Below are 16,024 nucleotides of genomic sequence, written 5' to 3' on the forward strand. Positions count from 1 at the left end.
GCCCCATGACCATGATGACCATCCCCCCCCGCCCCGCTCTGCTCGACACGCTCCAGCAGGACATGCTGATCGGTGGCCAGCGCGTGCCGGCCCTGTCGGGCAAGCGCTTCGAAACCCGCAACCCTGCCACCGGCGAACTGCTCGCCATGATCGCGCAGGGCGGGCCGGAGGATGTCGATCGCGCCGTCAAGGCGGCCCGCGCTGCGTTTGAAGGGCCATGGCGGCGGACGAAGCCGGTCGATCGCCAGCGCATCATGCTGCGCCTCGCCGATCTGGTGGAGCAACATTTCGAAGAACTGGCGATGCTCGACACGCTCGACCTTGGCGCACCCTATAGCCGCACCATCATGGGCAAGGCGCGCGCGGGCGCGCTGCTGCGCTATTATGCGGGCCAAGCGATGCTCATCACAGGCGACACGATCGACAATAATGCGCCCGGCGATGTCCTGTCCCACACGCTCAAGGAACCGATCGGCGTCGTCGCGGCGATCAATCCGTGGAATGGCCCGATCGGCATGGCGGTGTGGAAAGCCGGCCCGGTCCTCGCCACCGGCTGCACCCTGGTCATGAAGCCCGCCGAACAGACGCCCCTCTCCGCGCTCCGTTTCGGCGAGCTTTGCCTGGAGGCGGGCGTTCCCGAAGGCGTCATCAACATCGTCACCGGCCTGGGCGATGCGGGGGCGGCGCTATCCAGCCACCCGGACGTGGACAAGATCGCCTTCACCGGCTCCACCGGCGTCGGTGAAAAGATCCTCCACGCCGCTGCCCCGACGATGAAGCGCGTCACCGTCGAACTGGGCGGCAAGTCGCCCAATATCGTTTTCGCCGATGCCGATCTCGACAAGGCCGTCCCCGCCGCCGCCATGGCGGTCTTCGCCAATGCCGGGCAGATTTGCAGCGCTGGCACCCGCCTGTTCGTGCAATCGGCAATCCACGACGAATTTATGGAGCGCCTCGCCGCCTTCACAAAGACCATCAAGGTCGGCGACCCGCTGGACCCGACCACCCAGATGGGACCGGTCGTCTCCCTGCCCCAGATGGACAAGATCCTCGCCTTCATCGACGGCGCGAATACAGAAGGCGCCCGCCCCCTGACCGGCGGCGCTCGCATGAGCGGCGTGGGCTATGATGCGGGCTATTTTATCGAGCCGACCATTTTCACCCATGTCGCCGATCACATGACGATCGCGCGGGAAGAGATTTTCGGCCCCGTCCTTTCCGCCTTCACCTTCGACACGGTGGAAGAGGTACTGGCCCGCGCCAACGCCACCGAATTTGGCCTGGGCAGCGGCGTGTGGACCCGCGACCTTGGCACCGCGCACCGCATGGCGCGTGGCATCCGCGCCGGGTCCGTCTGGGTCAATTGCTACCAGATGCTCGACCCCGCCGTGCCCTTCGGCGGCTACAAGATGAGCGGCTTTGGCCGGGAATCAGGCCCGCATCATATAGAGGATTATCTGGAGACGAAGGCGGTCTGGATCAATCTGGACTGAGGCGCGCACCGTGCAGCAGAACAACAGCAACGGCGTGCATCTGGAGGAGGAGATGATCCTCCAGATGCAGAAGCTGGCCACTGGCCGCACCGACGAAGCGCTCAACGCCCGCTTCGGCATCAGTTACAATACATGGCGCAAATTGCTCGCTGGACAGCCGATCCGGCCCTCCCTCGCCGATCGGCTGAAGGACCGGATCGCCGCGCTCCAGGCGACCGATCGGCCATAGTCGGCTGGCGCTTGTCTCGTTCAACGGGATAGCGTGTTCCCGCGCAGGCGGGAATCCAGTCCCGCCGTCTGGACTGGGTTCCGGCCTGCGCCGGAACACCCCGCGCTAATCGTTCAACAGCCCCATCACACCCAGCCCGATTCCCGCAAATCGGGCGGCGCGCCTTCCACCCGCTCGCCCCTGGCCGCCTCGCTCAGCATCTCCAGAAAGCGCCGCTGCGTCGCGGTCGGCCGCCAACTGCGCCGGGTGGTGATCCCCACCACGCGCTTGCTGTCCTCCAGCGGCGGGCCGATCTGGGTGAGCAGCCCGCTGCGGATCTGCAACGCCACCTGGTCGGGCGACAACAGGGTCAGGAAATTGCCTTCGGTCAGCAGCCGCCCGATGATCATCACCGACCCGCATTCGATGGGAGTCGCTGGCGGCGTAACCGGCGCCGCGCCTTCGCCGAACAATTTCTCCCACTGTTCACGCAACGGCGAATTGGCCGGCGCCACGATCCAGGGATAGGATGCGAGTTGCGCCATCGTCGGCTTCGCCTCGGCCGCCAGCGGATGCTGGCTTCCCGCTGCGATCACCAACCGATCCTCGGACAGCGGCAATTGATACAGGTCGGCAATTTCATACGGACGCAGCGCGCCCACGATGATGTCGATCACGCCGTCGCGCAACGGCTCCACCAGTTCGCGCCAACTGCCCTCCAGCACCTTGAACGCCGCGCGCGGATCGCTCCGAGCCATCCGCGCCATCGCGGCCGGCACCAGATAGGGCCGCGCCAGCGGCAGCGCGCCGAACGCTATCACCTCGCTGCCGCTGCCGCTGTCCAGCCCCATATCGGCCAGCGCCGCGACGATCTCCGCCACCGCCAGCCTTGTGCCGCGCGCCAGTCGCTTCCCCGCCGGATTGAGCCACACCGCCCGGCCCCGTCGCTCGACCAGCTTGCCGCCGATCATCTGCTCCAGGTCGCCGACCGCGCGATGCACCGCCGTCTGCGACAAGGTGCTGCCATGCGCCGCCGCCGCAAAGCTGCCCGCCTCCGCCAGCGCCAGGAAGGCGCGCAGCTGCGTCATCGTCATCAGCCGTTCGGGATATTGGAACACGCCCGACAGCCCCTTCGCTGCCTGCGACAGATGATCGAGCGCCGCGCGCGCGCGTTCGATCACGATCTCGCCCATGGGCGTGGGCACCATGCCGCCCGACCGCCGCTCGAAGAACGTGTATCCGAATTGCCGTTCCAGCTTCGCCAGACCCTGCGTCAACGCGGGTTGCGACAGGCTCACCACATCGGCCGCGGCGGTGATGCTGCCATGTTCGCGGATCGCCAGCAGCGCGCGCAGATGGCGCAGATTAAGGTCGAACGGATCGGTCGCCATGCCGCTTACTCTTGTTACCCTGCGCCCGCGCGCTTTTGCGTCGTCGGGCTGCTCCATCCCTAAAGGACAACTGTCCCAAAGGACAGCCGCCGCGCCATCCATTAGTCAGAAAATTTAATGGACTGACCATTATTCCAATGGTAGGACCAATGCGGAACAACGCGGTTATCCGCGCATCAGAGTCGAACCATAAGGAGGCTGCCCCGTGGACTTTGAACTGCCCGACGACATCAAGGAATTTTGCGACGTCACCCGTGCCATCGTGCACGACCTGCTGCCGCATGAAATCGAATTTCAGGCGACCGGCAAAGTGCCCCCGGTCGTGCGAAAGACGCTGATCGACAATGGCTATTTCGGCATGGCGCTGCCCGAACAATATGGCGGCCTGGGCCTGGGTGCCCTTGCCCAGGCGGCGGTGCAGATCGAACTGTCCCGCCTGCCCCCGCAATTCTGGACCGAACTGCGCCCGTTGATGGGACCGGGTGCCAAGAATATCATGTACCATGGTTCAGACGCGCAAAAGGAAGCGCTGCTGCCCGGCATGTGCACTGGCGAAATCGGCATCGCCTTTGCGCTGACCGAACCCAATAGCGGTTCCGATCCGGGTTCGATGCGCACCACCGCGACCCGCAACGCCGACGGCTGGGTCATCACCGGCAGCAAGACCTATATTTCGAACGGCAAGAACGCGAAATATGTGATCGTCTATGCCTATACCGACAAGGCGGCGGGGCCGCGCGGCGGCATTTCCGCCTTCCTGATGCCGGCCGATACGCCCGGCTTCGCCGTCACTGGCACGATCGAACTGATGGGCACCGCGACACCGGGCGTCTACGAACTGACATTCGACGAATGCCAGGTCGGCCCCGACGCGCTGATCGGCGAACTGGGCCGTGGTTTCCATTATGCGCTCGAAGGGCTGAACGAGGGTCGCATGAATGTTGGCGCGACGGCGGTCGGCATGGGCGAATATGCGCTGGAACTGGCGATCGAGGAATCCAAGCAGCGTCCCGCCTTTGGCGGCGTGATCTCCGATTTCCAGGCGATCCGCCACTATATCGCCACCATGGCGACCGACATGCGCGCTGCCCGCCTGATCCTGCTCGACGCCTGCTGGCGGTATGACCAGGGCGAAAAGCGCCGTGAACTCGCCTCCATGGCCAAACTGTTCGCAACCGAAGCGGGCAGCCGCACGGTCGATACCGCGGTCCAGATTTTCGGCGGTTCGGGCTATTGCCGGGGCTTTGCGATCGAACGCCTCTATCGCGATATCCGCATCACCCGCATCTATGAAGGGTCGTCGGAAATCCAGAAGAACACGATCGCGCGCGAACTGCTGCGATAATCCTTGGCGGGCGGGATGCGTGCAGGGATCCCGCCCCCTCATTGCCCTGAAATATATTGCGCCGGGACGGTAATTCCCGAACACTCCCGCCATCGTTCCAACGCCCGGCAAGGAGACTGGCGATGCGCGTGATGGTGCTGGTGAAGGCGACCGAGGACAGCGAGAAAGGCTATCAGCCCTCGCCCGAAACGGACGCGATGATGGCCGAGATGGGCCGCTTCAATGACGCATTGCGCGATGCCGGCATATTGGTGATGGCCGACGGCCTCACCCCTTCCTCACAGGGCAAGCGCGTCGCCTTTGACGGTGCCGACCGCACCGTCATCGACGGTCCCTTCCCCCAGCCGCGCGAACTGCTCGCGGGTTTCTGGATCTGGAAGGTCAAGGACATGGACGAAGCCGTAGCCTGGGTGAAGCGCTGCCCCAATCCCATGCCGGGGCCGAGCATCATCGAAATCCGGCCCTTTCACGACCTGGAATGAGGGTGTTAGAGCAGGTCGCCACGCGCCCGTAGCGCGGCGACCGCAGCCTCGTCCACGCCCAGCCTGCCCAATATCTCCGCTCCTTCTTCACCCAGTCGCGCGACATGGTTGCGCGCCTCGACCCGCGATCCGCTCATGCGGAACGGCGGATTGGGCACTTTGAAGCTGCCGGCCCCGTCGCTGATCTCGGCAAAGGCACCGCGCGACGCCAGTTGCGGATCGTCCAGCAATTCGTCGATCTCGCGATAGCGCCCGCATGGCACGCCATGGCGCGACAGGATCGCCTCGGCCTCCTCCGCGCTGCGCTCGCGCGTCCATTCCTCGGTCAGCGCCAACAGCGTCGCCCAATTGGCGTTGCGATCGGCATTGGTCAGGAAGCGCGGATCGTCGCGCCATTCGGGATGGCCGACCGCGTCTGTCAATTGCTCGAAATTGCGCGGGCTGGTCGGCGCGACCATGATGAAGCCGTCGTTGGTCTTGAGCGGGGTGTAGAGCGGGCGACGGGCGTCGCCGGGGAACTGTGCCTCCTGCGTCTCGAACACCAGCATCCCCACCATCGCCTCCAGCATCGACAGGTCGATATGCTGGCCCGCACCCGTCTTTTCGCGCTGATACAGCGCCGCCTGGATCGCGCCGAAGGCATGGGTGCCGCCCAGCACGTCGGCGATGAAGACGCCGCTGGTCGCGGGCCGGTCCGCCCCGTCCTGATAGCGCAGATTGACCATGTCAAATCCGCTGGCCGCATGGATCACCGGCGCATAAGCCGGGGACAGCGCTTTCGGCCCGGTCTGGCCATAGCCGGAGATCGAACAATAGATGAGCCGCGGATTGGCCTCGTGCAACGCGGCGAAATCCAGGCCGAACCGCGCCATGACGCCGGGCCGGAAATTCTCCACCAGCACGTCGCAGGTCGCGACCAGTTGCTTGATGAGCGCAATGATTTCAGGCGATTTAAGGTTGCAGGCGATGCTCTGCTTACCAGCGTTCAGATTGCCAAAATAGGCGCTGAAGCCATCCCGCTTGGGCGGCCGCGCGCGCACCTGGTCGCCCTCCAGCGACTCCACCTTGATGACTTCGGCCCCCAGGTCGGCCAGCATCCGCGTCGCGAATGGCCCAGCCATGACGCTGGTGAAATCCAGCACCCGCACGCCATCCAGCGCGCCAACCGCCGCCGCCTTGCTCTCTTCCGCCATAGCCTCACCCACCCGTCGAACCAATTATTTAATGGTCCTACCTATTGCATGGCGGTCATGGGGCGTCAATCGCGTACAACTGTCCAACTCGCTGTTTCAAACGCCCCTGCCGAGCAGGCGCGAAGGCGCGAAGGTCAGCCCTTCGCCGCCGCCTTGCTGTTCTTGCGGACATGGCGATGCACCCGTTCCAGATGCTTGCGCATTTCCGCGACCGCCGCCTCGCTGTCCTTCGCCCGCAATTGCCGCACCAGCCGGAAACGGGATTCGATCAGCGACTGCTGCAACGTCTCATACTCCGGCCCCTGCACGAACTCATGCAGGATCGCCGACAGGGAATCGACGAAGATGCCGAAGATGCGGTTCTTGGTCGCCCGCGCCAGGACAGCATAATATTCCACGGCGCACTGGTATCGCGCCTCGACGCTCGTTTCCCGCTTGGTCCGTTCGGCAATCGCCTCCAGGTCGGCCAGGTCAGTTTCGGTCGCCCGCTCGCAGGCCAGCCGCACGATGATGTCCTGCAACGCCAGCCGCGCTTCGGTCAGTTCATTCAGCGAGATGTCGCCCAGATGCACATAATCCTGCATCGCCTGCACGATGCGGTCGGGCTCGGCGGTCTGCACGAATGCCCCACCCTTCGCCCCCTTCACATTGCGGATGATCCCCGCCACCTCCAGGCTGCGCAGCGCCTCACGCAGCGCGCTGCGGCTGACCTGGAACTCGACCGCCAGTTCGCGCTCGGCCGGCAGTTTGTCGCCGGCCTTCAGGGTCCCCGCCGCGAGTTGCGCGCGAATCTGCTCGCAGATGATCTCGAACGCCCGCCGCGTCTTGATGGGCGCGAAGCTCGGCTTTGCAGAAAGGGTAGATGCCATGGGGTACGCTCCGGAATAGATCGACAAATCTATAGCCGCCGCGACCAAAGGCGCAATGGCCTGACCGAAAAGACGCGCGACGGAGTTCGTCTTGAAATGCGCCTTTGGCGCATCCGCACCAGCCCTCACCCCCACCCGACCACCCATTCAGGATACACTCTGTGGGAGGTCGGGTGGGGGTGAGGGCCGGTGCGGCAACCGAAGCTCTTTCGCGCATTTCGAGATCAGACTCTCAGCCGATCATCATCAAACTGGCATTGCCCCCAGCCGCCGTTGTGTTGATGGAAGTGGATTGCTCCTCCAGCAGCCAGTCGAGGCAATAGCCATGACCATGGTCGTCGGCATGGACCGACACGATCGGGCCAGGCAGGTCAGCGACGCACTGGGCGGTCGCGGCGACCTTGGCGGCGTCCCCCTCGACCAGCGCGGCGGCATAATGGCCGGTGGCGTCGGTGCTGAAACAGGCGGCCACGTCGGCGGGCAAGCCCGCCGGGATCGTCATCCCCTGCACCACGCCATGATTACCGGTCGCAAGGACTGCCGCCATCTGGCGGAACAGTCCCTGCCGCGTCGCCGGGCGCAGCAGGATGCGACCGCGCGGATGCAGGGCGTAGATGTTGCGCTCGCCCACCGGCCCCGGCAGCGCCAGTTCGACGCCCAGCGCGGACGCATCCCCCGCCCGGCGCGCCTGAAGCGCAGCCTTCTCCTCGCATTGCTGCTCAAGCCAGTCGGCAAAGGCATGGAGCGGCGATCGCAAATGGCTGACCCGCGCCGCAAAGACCGGCGGCGTCATGACTAGCCGTCCCAGATAGAGCGGCCCGCCAGCCTTGGGACCGGTCCCCGACAGGCCGCACCCGCCAAAGGGCTGCACGCCCACGATCGCGCCGATGACATTGCGGTTCACATAGATGTTGCCGACCTTCACGCGGGCGGTGACCCGCGCCACCGTCTCGTCCAGCCGGGTATGCAGGCCGAAGGTCAGGCCGTAGCCGGTGGCGTTGATCTGGTCGACAAGGCCGTCGAGCCGGTCGCGCCGGAAGCGCAGCACATGCAGGACGGGGCCGAAGACTTCGCGACTGAGATCGGCGATGGACTCGATCTCGATAATCGTCGGCGCGACGAAGGTGCCGTGGGTCGCTTCGGGCGGCAGCGGGCTTTGCTCAACCTTGCGGCCCAGCGCCTTCATCGCGTCGATATGGGCGATGATGCCATCGCGCGCCTCTGCGCTGATGACCGGGCCGGTATCCACCTTCAGCGCATCGGTGCGGCCGATCCGCAGTTCGGCGAGCGCGCCCTTGAGCATCGCCAGCGTCCGGTCGGCGACATCCTCCTGCAGGCACAGGATGCGCAGCGCCGAACAACGCTGGCCCGCGCTGTCGAAGGCGGAGGCGATGACATCGGCCACCACCTGTTCGGCCAGCGCGCTGCTGTCCACGATCATGGCGTTCTGGCCGCCGGTCTCAGCGATCAGCGGGATGGGTTTGCCATCCGCGGACATCCGCATGGAAAGCTGGCGCTGGATCAGGCGAGCGACCTCGGTCGATCCGGTGAACATGACGGCGGCTGTCTGCGGCGCGGCCACCAGCGCCGCGCCGATCCGGCCGTCGCCGGGCAGCAATTGCAGCGCATCGGCAGGCACACCCGCCTCATGCAGCAGCCGAACCGCTTCCGCCGCGATCAGCGGGGTTTCCTCGGCCGGTTTGGCCAGCACCGGATTGCCCGCGACCAGAGCAGCGGCAACTTGGCCCGTGAAGATGGCGAGCGGGAAGTTCCAAGGACTGATGCAGGTGACCGGACCCAGCGCGACCTGCGCCGCGCCGAAGGTCGAGCGCGCCTGCGCCGCATAATAACGCAGGAAATCGATCGCCTCGCGCACTTCGGCGATGGCGTTGGGCAGCGACTTGCCCGCCTCCCGCACGATCAGGCCCAGCAGGATCGGCATCCGCGCCTGCATCGCATCGGCCGCGCGGTCCAGCGCAGCGGCACGATCGGCAACCGGGCTATTGGGCCAGCGCGACGCGGCGGCGCGGATGGCGGCTGCGCGGGCTTCTTCCGGCGATGCTTCGGTGACGCGGCCCACCACATCGCGATGATCGGCAGGGTTGAAGACCGTGCGCGAAAGGCCAGTCGCATCTTCGGGCGCAGCGGTCCAGGCTAGCGCAGCGCTTGGGCGTAACGCTTCGCCCAGGCTGGCGAGCGTGGCTTCATTGCTAAGGTCCAGCCCGTCCGAATTGCGCCGGTCGGGATAGAGATCGGCCGGCAAGGCGATCTGGTCATGATGATGGCCGGGATGCGCCATGGCGCGCACGACATCGGCCGGATCGGCGATCATCTCCTCGATCGACACATTGGGATCGGCGATGCGGTTGACGAAGCTGCTGTTCGCGCCATTTTCCAGCAGGCGGCGCACCAGATAGGCCAGCAGCGTCTCATGCGTGCCGACCGGCGCATAGATGCGGCAGGGACGGTTCAGTTTCCCGGTACCGACCACCTGTTCGTAAAGTGGTTCGCCCATGCCGTGCAGGCACTGAAATTCATATTGGCCGATCGCGAAGTCCGGCCCGGCCAGTTGATAGATGGTCGCCAGCGTCTGCGCATTATGGGTCGCAAATTGCGGGAAGACCGCGTCGGGCGCCGCGAGCAATTTCTGCGCGCAGGCGATATAGGCGACGTCGGTATGCACCTTGCGGGTATAGACCGGGAAGTCGGCCAGGCCATCGACCTGCGCCCGCTTAATCTCCGCATCCCAATAGGCGCCCTTGACCAACCGCACCATGATCCGGCGGTCGGCCCGGCGGGCGAGATCGACGATCCAGTCAATCATGAAGGGACAGCGCTTGCCATAGCCCTGCACCACGAAGCCAAGCCCGTTCCAGCCGGCCAGGTCCGGGTCGGTCGCCAGGCTTTCGAGCAGGTCCAGCGACAGTTCGAGCCGGTCGGCCTCCTCCGCATCGATATTGAGGCCGATGTCATAGCCTTTCGATAGCAGCGCCAGTTGCTTCACCGCGGGCAGCAATTCGCCCATGACGCGATCCGCCTGCGACCGAACATAGCGCGGGTGCAGCGCCGACAGCTTGATCGATATGCCGGGGCCAGCGTAAATGCCGCGCCCGGCCGACGCCTTACCGATGGCATGGATCGCCTGCTCATAATCGGCATAATAGCGTTTCGCATCGGCTGCGGTGGTCGCTGCTTCGCCCAGCATGTCATAGCTATAGGCGAAGCCCTTCGCTTCCAGTTCCTTCGCGCGCTTGAGCGCTTCCTTGATCGTCTCGCCGGTAACGAACTGTTCGCCCATCATCCGCATGGCCAGGTCCACGCCGCGGCGGATGACCGGTTCGCCGGCGCGGGCGACAAGGCGGGTGAGCGCTGCGCCCAGGCCACGGTCATCGACGCTGCCGACCAGCTTGCCAGTGACGACCAGCCCCCAGGTCGCGGCATTGACGAACAGCGATTTGTCCCCGCCCAGATGCGAACCCCAATCGCCATCGGCGATCTTGTCACGGATCAGCGCGTCGCGGGTGGCGGTGTCGGGGATGCGCAGCAGCGCTTCGGCCAGGCACATCAGCGCCACGCCTTCCTGACTGGACAGCGCATATTCCTGCACCAGCCCTTCGACGCCGGTGCCCTTGTGATTGGCGCGCAGCGCGGTGACCAGGGTGCGGGCGGTGTCGGCGATCGCGGTCTTGGTCGGTTCTGGCAGGGTCGCCGATGCGATCAGCGGGGCCAGCGCCTCTGCCTCGTCACGGCGATAGGCGGCGGTGATCGCTTCGCGCAGCGGGGTGGGCTGGCGAATGGCGGGGGCGAAGTTGGCGAAGGGCTGGTCGGTCATGCGATCAGAATAACCCAGGTCGAATTTTCGTTCCGCCTTATCAACGGCCCTCGCCAAGCCGGAGTGACTTATTAAAGGGGCTTTGCTAGGCAGATGAGATGGAGAATATGCCCAAAGCGGTCGATCTGGATGATTTCGACCGGCGGATCATCGCCGCCCTGGTCGAAGACGGGCGGATGACCGTCACCGATCTCGCCGCACAGGTCGGACTATCCAAGACGCCCTGCCAGGTGCGACTCAAACGCTTGCAGGAATCCGGCGTCATTCGCGGCTTTCGGGCCATCATTGATCCAGCGAAACTGGGGATGGACCATATCGCCTTTACCGAGGTGAAGCTGTCCGACACCCGCGAAAAGGCGCTCGGCGAGTTCAACGCGGCGGTGCGGCGCATTCCGGAGGTCGAGGAATGTCATATGCTGGCCAGCAATTTCGACTATCTCCTTAAAGTGCGTACCGCGGACATCAGGCGATACCGCATGATATTGGGCGAGAAGATCAGCGCCCTGCCCCATGTCGCCAGCACATCCACCTTCGTCGCGATGGAAACGGTGCTGGAGGCAGGGCACAGGCGGATCAGTCGAAAAGGCTAAGCGGGATCGCCTCCCCCATCGCCCTATACCCTTTAGGCGAGGGATGCAGCGCGTCGCCATCATCATAGGCCGGCAGCAGCCGGTCGGGATGGGCGGGGTCGCGGGTCACGCGGTCGAAGTCGATCACCGCGTCGAAATGCCCCGGCGTCCTGATCCAGTCATTCACAGCTTGCCGGTCCGCCTCATTCCGGGCGTCGGCATGATAATAAGCGTTGCCGACGAAGGGCGTGATGGTCGCGCCGATCACCTTCACGCCCCTGGCATGGGCGCGGGTGATGATCTGACGATAGGCGCCGATGATGCGGGCGACATGCGCCTGATGCGCCGCCACGCTCACCGGCGCGTCGCGGGTCAGGGTGCCCAGATCGTTGATCCCCTCCAGCAGGATCAGATGGGTGACGCCGGGCTGGGCCAGCACATCGCGGTCCAGCCGCGCCAGCGCATTGGGGCCAAGCCCGTCATCAAGCAGCCGGTTGCCGCCGATCCCCTGATTGAGGATGGCGATGGCCCGGCGCTTCGGATCGGCCTGCAACCGCTCCGCCAGCCGATCGGTCCAGCGGTCGTTGCCGTTGGTGGTGGAACACTTGCCATCGGTGATCGAGTCGCCCAGCGCGACGATCAGTTTTGCAGGCGCACAGCGTTCGACCTCCAGCGCGGCGAGGTTGAACCAATGGTCGAAATGATCGGCGCCCGCCATGGCGTCGTCGGCCAGATGATCGCCGGGCAGATGCCAGGATGTCGCGCGCGATCCGGGGTGCGATGTCTGTTCGGGATCGCCCGCATAGTGGATCGACACGGCGATGCTGTCGAGCGCGCCGGTCGGGAGCGGCACCGGGTCGGACAGATAATCTGCGCCCGCCGGGACGATGACATCGGGCTTCCCGTCGAAGCGCAGCGCGATCAGCGTGCCGGGATCGATCGCGGCGGAGGCGGCGCCGCGCGCGCGGGCGATGCTGGCGCCGGCCAGGACAAGCGGCCTGGTCCCGGCAAGGTTGGAGATGCGCACGCGCAGGCGATCGCCCGATACGGATGGCCGGACGATCTGGCGCAGCGTCCGGTTCGCCAGCGTGCCAGCGGGCAGCGCGGCGTCTCCGGTGGGCAGGAATTGCGAAGAGGCCCAGCCCGCGACCCAGGTCGGGGTGCAGGTGCTGGCCTGAGTCGGTGTCGCCAGGACGGCGAGCGGAAGGCCGAACAGGAGAGAGAGACGCATCATCGCCTTTCCTTACAAAGTCATGATCGGGTCACGGCCGCGAAGTTCACACCGTCACTGGTTTCGCGTTGCCGCGCTTTTGCGCCGGAGATGCGCTGTCCAAGCGCCTGCGACGCGACACGACCGTAACGCCCGCCTATCGATGACGCTCCCGCTGGATCATTGCGACGCGACAGCGATGCGCCACCTGGGTCACACCCGCCCGTCCGATGCGTAACGAGGGAGAGCGCCGTGGCGGGCAGCTGGCGATCGAGGATAGGGAATGGGGTGCGGCGATGCGGCGTCATGGGACAGAACAGATCAGATAAAATCCAACATTGAAAGCGTCGGCTTTTCAAGAAAAAGGGCCGGCGTTGCCGCCGACCCTATGAGGTGTCCTTGGGGGAGGATCAGAAATTCGCCCGGATGCCGGCCATGATCGTGCGGCCGGGATAATAGACCGAATAGGGCGCATTATCATATTCGAAGTTGGTGCGGATCGGCTCGTTGGTGATGTTGAGCGCATCGACCGTCAGGCGCAGCGCCTTGTTGAAGAAGGGTAGCTGATAGCCTGCGGAAGCATCGAACTGGCCGCGGGCTTCGGACCGGAGATTGGCGTTCTGGATGCCGTTCTGCGGACCGTTGAGGGCGATCGCATCGTCGTTCCAGACATAGTTCAGGCTGACGGAAAGACCGCCATTTTCGTAGAAGCCCTGAAGGTTGTAGGAGTATTTCGATACGCCGGTTGCAACCAGGCCGGACGACGATGATTGATCCAGATAGGTGCCGTTGGCCGAGAAGCCCAGGCCCTTGACCAGGAAGTCGAGCGGCTGGACCCAAGTCGCTTCGAGGCCCTTAATTTTCAGATCGCTCAGGTTGATCGGACGGTTCACCGTGATCGGTAGTGCCGCGATGGGCACACCGGTCTGAAGCGAACGGTCGGTCAGAGCATTCTGCTGAGTCGACAGCAGGCTGTCATAGGGAATGTTCAGCGAACCGAAGGTCACTTCCTGCGATTGCGTGACGGTGAAGCCCGTGATGTTCTTCATGAACAGCGACACGCCTATATAGCCGATGCCGCCGGTGTAAAATTCGCCGCCCAAGTCATAATTGTCCGACGTATAGGGCTTCAGGTCCGGGTTGCCAGCACTGGCCAGCAAGGCCGACGGATCGGAGAAGGTGATGCCGGGCAGGATCTGCCCCGCATCCGGACGGGTCATGGTGCGCGAGGCCGACGCACGCAGTTTCAGATTGTCAGCGACGTCATATGTCAGGTTGATCGACGGCAGGAAGTTTTCATATTTCGACCGCGACGTGATGTCGATGATCGCGGTGCCGACCTGGCTGGGGCCGATCACCTCCTGATCCGTGTAGGCATAACGCATGCCCGCATTGATATGCAGATCGCGCCCGGCGATCGCAGTGACGCCGTTCACTTCGAAATAGGCGCCCAATACCTTTTCATCCATGTCGCCGGTCGCGCCGCCGGTAACGGCCCCGCGGGTTTCCGGTGCGCCGTCACGGAAGCTGGCATAGTTGGTCGCTTGCTTGATCGCGTCGAAATCGGGACGGATATAGTTGGTGTAGCCGATATTGCCGCTGGCCAGATGACCGAAATTGCCGGTCGATCCGGGGCTGAGATATTGCGGGATGGCGCTGGTCGGGATGGTCCCGGTCGCACCGGTGCAACCCACGCCGCAGACCGACGCCTGATAGGCCGGGCTGTTGTCATAGGCGCGGATGGTGCGTTGCGCCCGGTCATAGGCTGCGCCGACCTTCACGTTGAACATCTCGTCGCCATAAGTCAGGTCCAGATGCGCGCCCTTGGTTTCCGTGGTGCGGCGCACCAGCGCGATATTCTGGCGATACCATTCCCACAGGCCGTTATTGGGATCGTTCAGATCGACATTGGTGGTGATCGCGGGATAATCGCCCTGCCCCGTATTGTCGAAATACACGTCCACGCCCGATTGCGGACGGGTCTGGAACGCCCAGGTCGGCTGTTCGCGGAAGAAGCGGCTCTTCGACCAGTTTGCCGACAGGTTGACGGTCAGATTGTCCGCCGGCTTCCATTCCACGCTGGGATTGATGTTCCAGAATTTCGTCGTCTGCTTGAACTGGCTGGCTTCCAGAAAGAAGGACGAATTGGCGAAGGTGCCGCTGGTGACGACGCCATTGTCGTCGACGGTCAGATCGATCGGGATCATGCCGCCGGTCGATTGGGCGCTGGTGCCGGGACCGGAATTGCGGACCTGCCAGTTCATGATCAGGCGGTCATAATTGCGCTTCGATTTGGCCCACAGGCCGTCCAGTGCGAAGTGCAGTTCGTCGCTGGGACGCCATTCGACCGACGCAAGGGCGGAGATGCGCGAACGGTCGCCTTCGGTCAGCGCCTGACGGCCCAGGCGCGGGATGAGTGCAGTGCTGAGCTGGTCGCGGGTCAGACCGGATGTTGCAACCACATCGACCGGCTGACCTGCGACCAGGCCATGCCCCGCATTGCCAGGAACAACCGAAGCGTAGGAGAAGTTGTTGCCGCCCGGATCGCCGACGCCAAGATTACCGTCGGTCCACCCCAGCGATTCAAAGCCATCCACGCGCGTCTTGGTCTTGACGCCCGCCACGCCCAGCAGGATGCCGAACGTGTCGGTGGTGTGGCTGGCGACGATCGCGCCGCGTGGCGAAATCTTGTCATTGCTGTCGGTATATTGCCCCTGCGCTACGACAGTCAGATGCGTGCCCGGTTTGTCGAACGGCCGCGCGTTGCGCAGGTTGACGGTGCCGGCGATGCCGCCTTCCAGCGTCGAGGGCGACGGGCTTTTGGCCAGGTCCAGACGGGTGAACAGTTCGGACGGGAAGAAGTCGAGATCGACTTCGCGGTTGGCGCTGCCGCCGTTGGTGCCGCCGTCCGACGCGACCTGAAGTTGCGATCCGTTCATCAGGACGCGGGTGAAGCTGGGGCCAAGGCCGCGGATCGCGACCTGCGTGCCTTCGCCATTGATGTCGCGGTTGAGGCGAACGCCCGGCATCCGGTTCAGCGTTTCGGCGAGGTTGGTGGCGGGCAGCTTGCCGATATCCTCGGCAAAGATCGAATCGCCGAAGGCGACGGCGTCCTTCTTGGCATTGGTAGCGCTCGCCAGCGACGCGCGGATGCCGGTCACGACGATGTCGGCGACCTCACCATCCTGCGGCGCGGCGGCAGTGGCGGGATCGGCCTGCGGCGCGGTATCCTGTGCCAGTGCAGCCTGGGCGAGGCTCAGCGAACCGACCGCGGAAGCCGCGAACAAGGCGATACGAAACATATGGGTGCGTGAAGACATAAACAAACCCTCTCCTGTGCGCTGCCCCCGACTCTCCGGTGGGCTTAAACTGGTAGCGCTATCACTAAGACTTTAATAAACGGCAATGCGACTTTGTCAAGACGCCGGAAGG

11 protein-coding genes are annotated in these 16,024 nt (G+C 64.5%); 5 read left to right on the forward strand and 6 right to left on the reverse strand.

The annotated features are described in order from the left end of the window. Positions 1–5: 5 nt before the first annotated feature. On the forward strand, positions 6–1,493 hold the full coding sequence (locus HHL08_RS06705; RefSeq protein ID WP_169571729.1) for an aldehyde dehydrogenase family protein: 1,488 nt from the start codon (positions 6–8) through the stop codon (positions 1,491–1,493). Between the two features lie 10 nt (positions 1,494–1,503). After that, on the forward strand, positions 1,504–1,722 hold the full coding sequence (locus tag HHL08_RS06710; protein ID WP_169571711.1) for a hypothetical protein: 219 nt from the start codon (positions 1,504–1,506) through the stop codon (positions 1,720–1,722). Positions 1,723–1,847: 125 nt separating this feature from the next. Here HHL08_RS06710 and HHL08_RS06715 read toward each other — a convergent pair whose 3' ends face one another. Beyond that, positions 1,848–3,092 (reverse strand): LysR family transcriptional regulator, encoded by a 1,245-nt coding sequence (locus HHL08_RS06715; protein WP_169571730.1) that lies wholly within the window; start codon positions 3,090–3,092, stop codon positions 1,848–1,850. Positions 3,093–3,297: 205 nt separating this feature from the next. On the opposite strand from HHL08_RS06715, the gene HHL08_RS06720 reads away from it, so the two are divergent. Together HHL08_RS06720 and HHL08_RS06725 are read left to right on the forward strand one after the other, a co-directional pair. Next, positions 3,298–4,437, forward strand: a complete 1,140-nt coding sequence (locus HHL08_RS06720; protein ID WP_169571732.1) for an acyl-CoA dehydrogenase family protein — start codon at positions 3,298–3,300, stop codon at positions 4,435–4,437. A 122-nt stretch (positions 4,438–4,559) separates the two neighbouring features. Beyond that, on the forward strand, positions 4,560–4,919 hold the full coding sequence (locus HHL08_RS06725) for a YciI family protein (protein WP_169571734.1): 360 nt from the start codon (positions 4,560–4,562) through the stop codon (positions 4,917–4,919). Between the two features lie 5 nt (positions 4,920–4,924). On the opposite strand, the gene HHL08_RS06730 is transcribed toward HHL08_RS06725, so the two are convergent. The 3 genes from HHL08_RS06730 to putA all read right to left on the reverse strand — a co-directional run bounded on the left by HHL08_RS06730 (position 4,925) and on the right by putA (position 10,813). Beyond that, a complete protein-coding gene (locus HHL08_RS06730) occupies positions 4,925–6,112 on the reverse strand; it encodes a CaiB/BaiF CoA transferase family protein (RefSeq protein ID WP_169571736.1) in 1,188 nt (395 codons plus the stop codon). A 134-nt stretch (positions 6,113–6,246) separates the two neighbouring features. Continuing rightward, positions 6,247–6,981 (reverse strand): FadR/GntR family transcriptional regulator, encoded by a 735-nt coding sequence (locus tag HHL08_RS06735; RefSeq protein WP_169571738.1) that lies wholly within the window; start codon positions 6,979–6,981, stop codon positions 6,247–6,249. Positions 6,982–7,213: 232 nt separating this feature from the next. Beyond that, a complete protein-coding gene (gene putA / locus HHL08_RS06740) occupies positions 7,214–10,813 on the reverse strand; it encodes a trifunctional transcriptional regulator/proline dehydrogenase/L-glutamate gamma-semialdehyde dehydrogenase (protein ID WP_169571740.1) in 3,600 nt (1,199 codons plus the stop codon). Between the two features lie 98 nt (positions 10,814–10,911). Between putA and HHL08_RS06745 the strand changes: the two genes are divergently transcribed. After that, positions 10,912–11,403, forward strand: a complete 492-nt coding sequence (locus HHL08_RS06745) for an Lrp/AsnC family transcriptional regulator (RefSeq protein WP_169571742.1) — start codon at positions 10,912–10,914, stop codon at positions 11,401–11,403. Here the strand turns inward: HHL08_RS06745 and HHL08_RS06750 are convergent. Next, positions 11,387–12,613 carry an SGNH/GDSL hydrolase family protein gene (locus HHL08_RS06750; RefSeq protein WP_169572255.1) on the reverse strand — a complete coding sequence of 409 codons (1,227 nt, stop codon included), beginning with the start codon at positions 12,611–12,613 and terminating at the stop codon, positions 11,387–11,389. The genes HHL08_RS06745 and HHL08_RS06750 overlap by 17 nt on opposite strands. A gap of 389 nt (positions 12,614–13,002) precedes the next feature. Beyond that, positions 13,003–15,912 carry a TonB-dependent receptor gene (locus HHL08_RS06755; RefSeq protein WP_169571744.1) on the reverse strand — a complete coding sequence of 970 codons (2,910 nt, stop codon included), beginning with the start codon at positions 15,910–15,912 and terminating at the stop codon, positions 13,003–13,005. Positions 15,913–16,024: the final 112 nt, after the last annotated feature.

The sequence above is a fragment of the Sphingobium psychrophilum genome, from assembly GCF_012927105.1.
In the GTDB taxonomy this organism is placed as follows: Bacteria; Pseudomonadota; Alphaproteobacteria; order Sphingomonadales; family Sphingomonadaceae; genus Sphingobium; species Sphingobium psychrophilum.

Coding starts and splice junctions, on each gene's coding strand:
- putA (WP_169571740.1), bottom strand. CDS start 10,813: ATGACCGACCAGCCCTTCGCCAACTTCGCCCCCGCCATTCGCCAGCCC.
- HHL08_RS06725 (WP_169571734.1), top strand. CDS start 4,560: ATGCGCGTGATGGTGCTGGTGAAGGCGACCGAGGACAGCGAGAAAGGC.
- HHL08_RS06730 (WP_169571736.1), bottom strand. CDS start 6,112: ATGGCGGAAGAGAGCAAGGCGGCGGCGGTTGGCGCGCTGGATGGCGTG.
- HHL08_RS06735 (WP_169571738.1), bottom strand. CDS start 6,981: ATGGCATCTACCCTTTCTGCAAAGCCGAGCTTCGCGCCCATCAAGACG.
- HHL08_RS06745 (WP_169571742.1), top strand. CDS start 10,912: ATGGAGAATATGCCCAAAGCGGTCGATCTGGATGATTTCGACCGGCGG.
- HHL08_RS06755 (WP_169571744.1), bottom strand. CDS start 15,912: ATGTCTTCACGCACCCATATGTTTCGTATCGCCTTGTTCGCGGCTTCC.
- HHL08_RS06750 (WP_169572255.1), bottom strand. CDS start 12,613: ATGCGTCTCTCTCTCCTGTTCGGCCTTCCGCTCGCCGTCCTGGCGACA.
- HHL08_RS06715 (WP_169571730.1), bottom strand. CDS start 3,092: ATGGCGACCGATCCGTTCGACCTTAATCTGCGCCATCTGCGCGCGCTG.
- HHL08_RS06705 (WP_169571729.1), top strand. CDS start 6: ATGACCATGATGACCATCCCCCCCCGCCCCGCTCTGCTCGACACGCTC.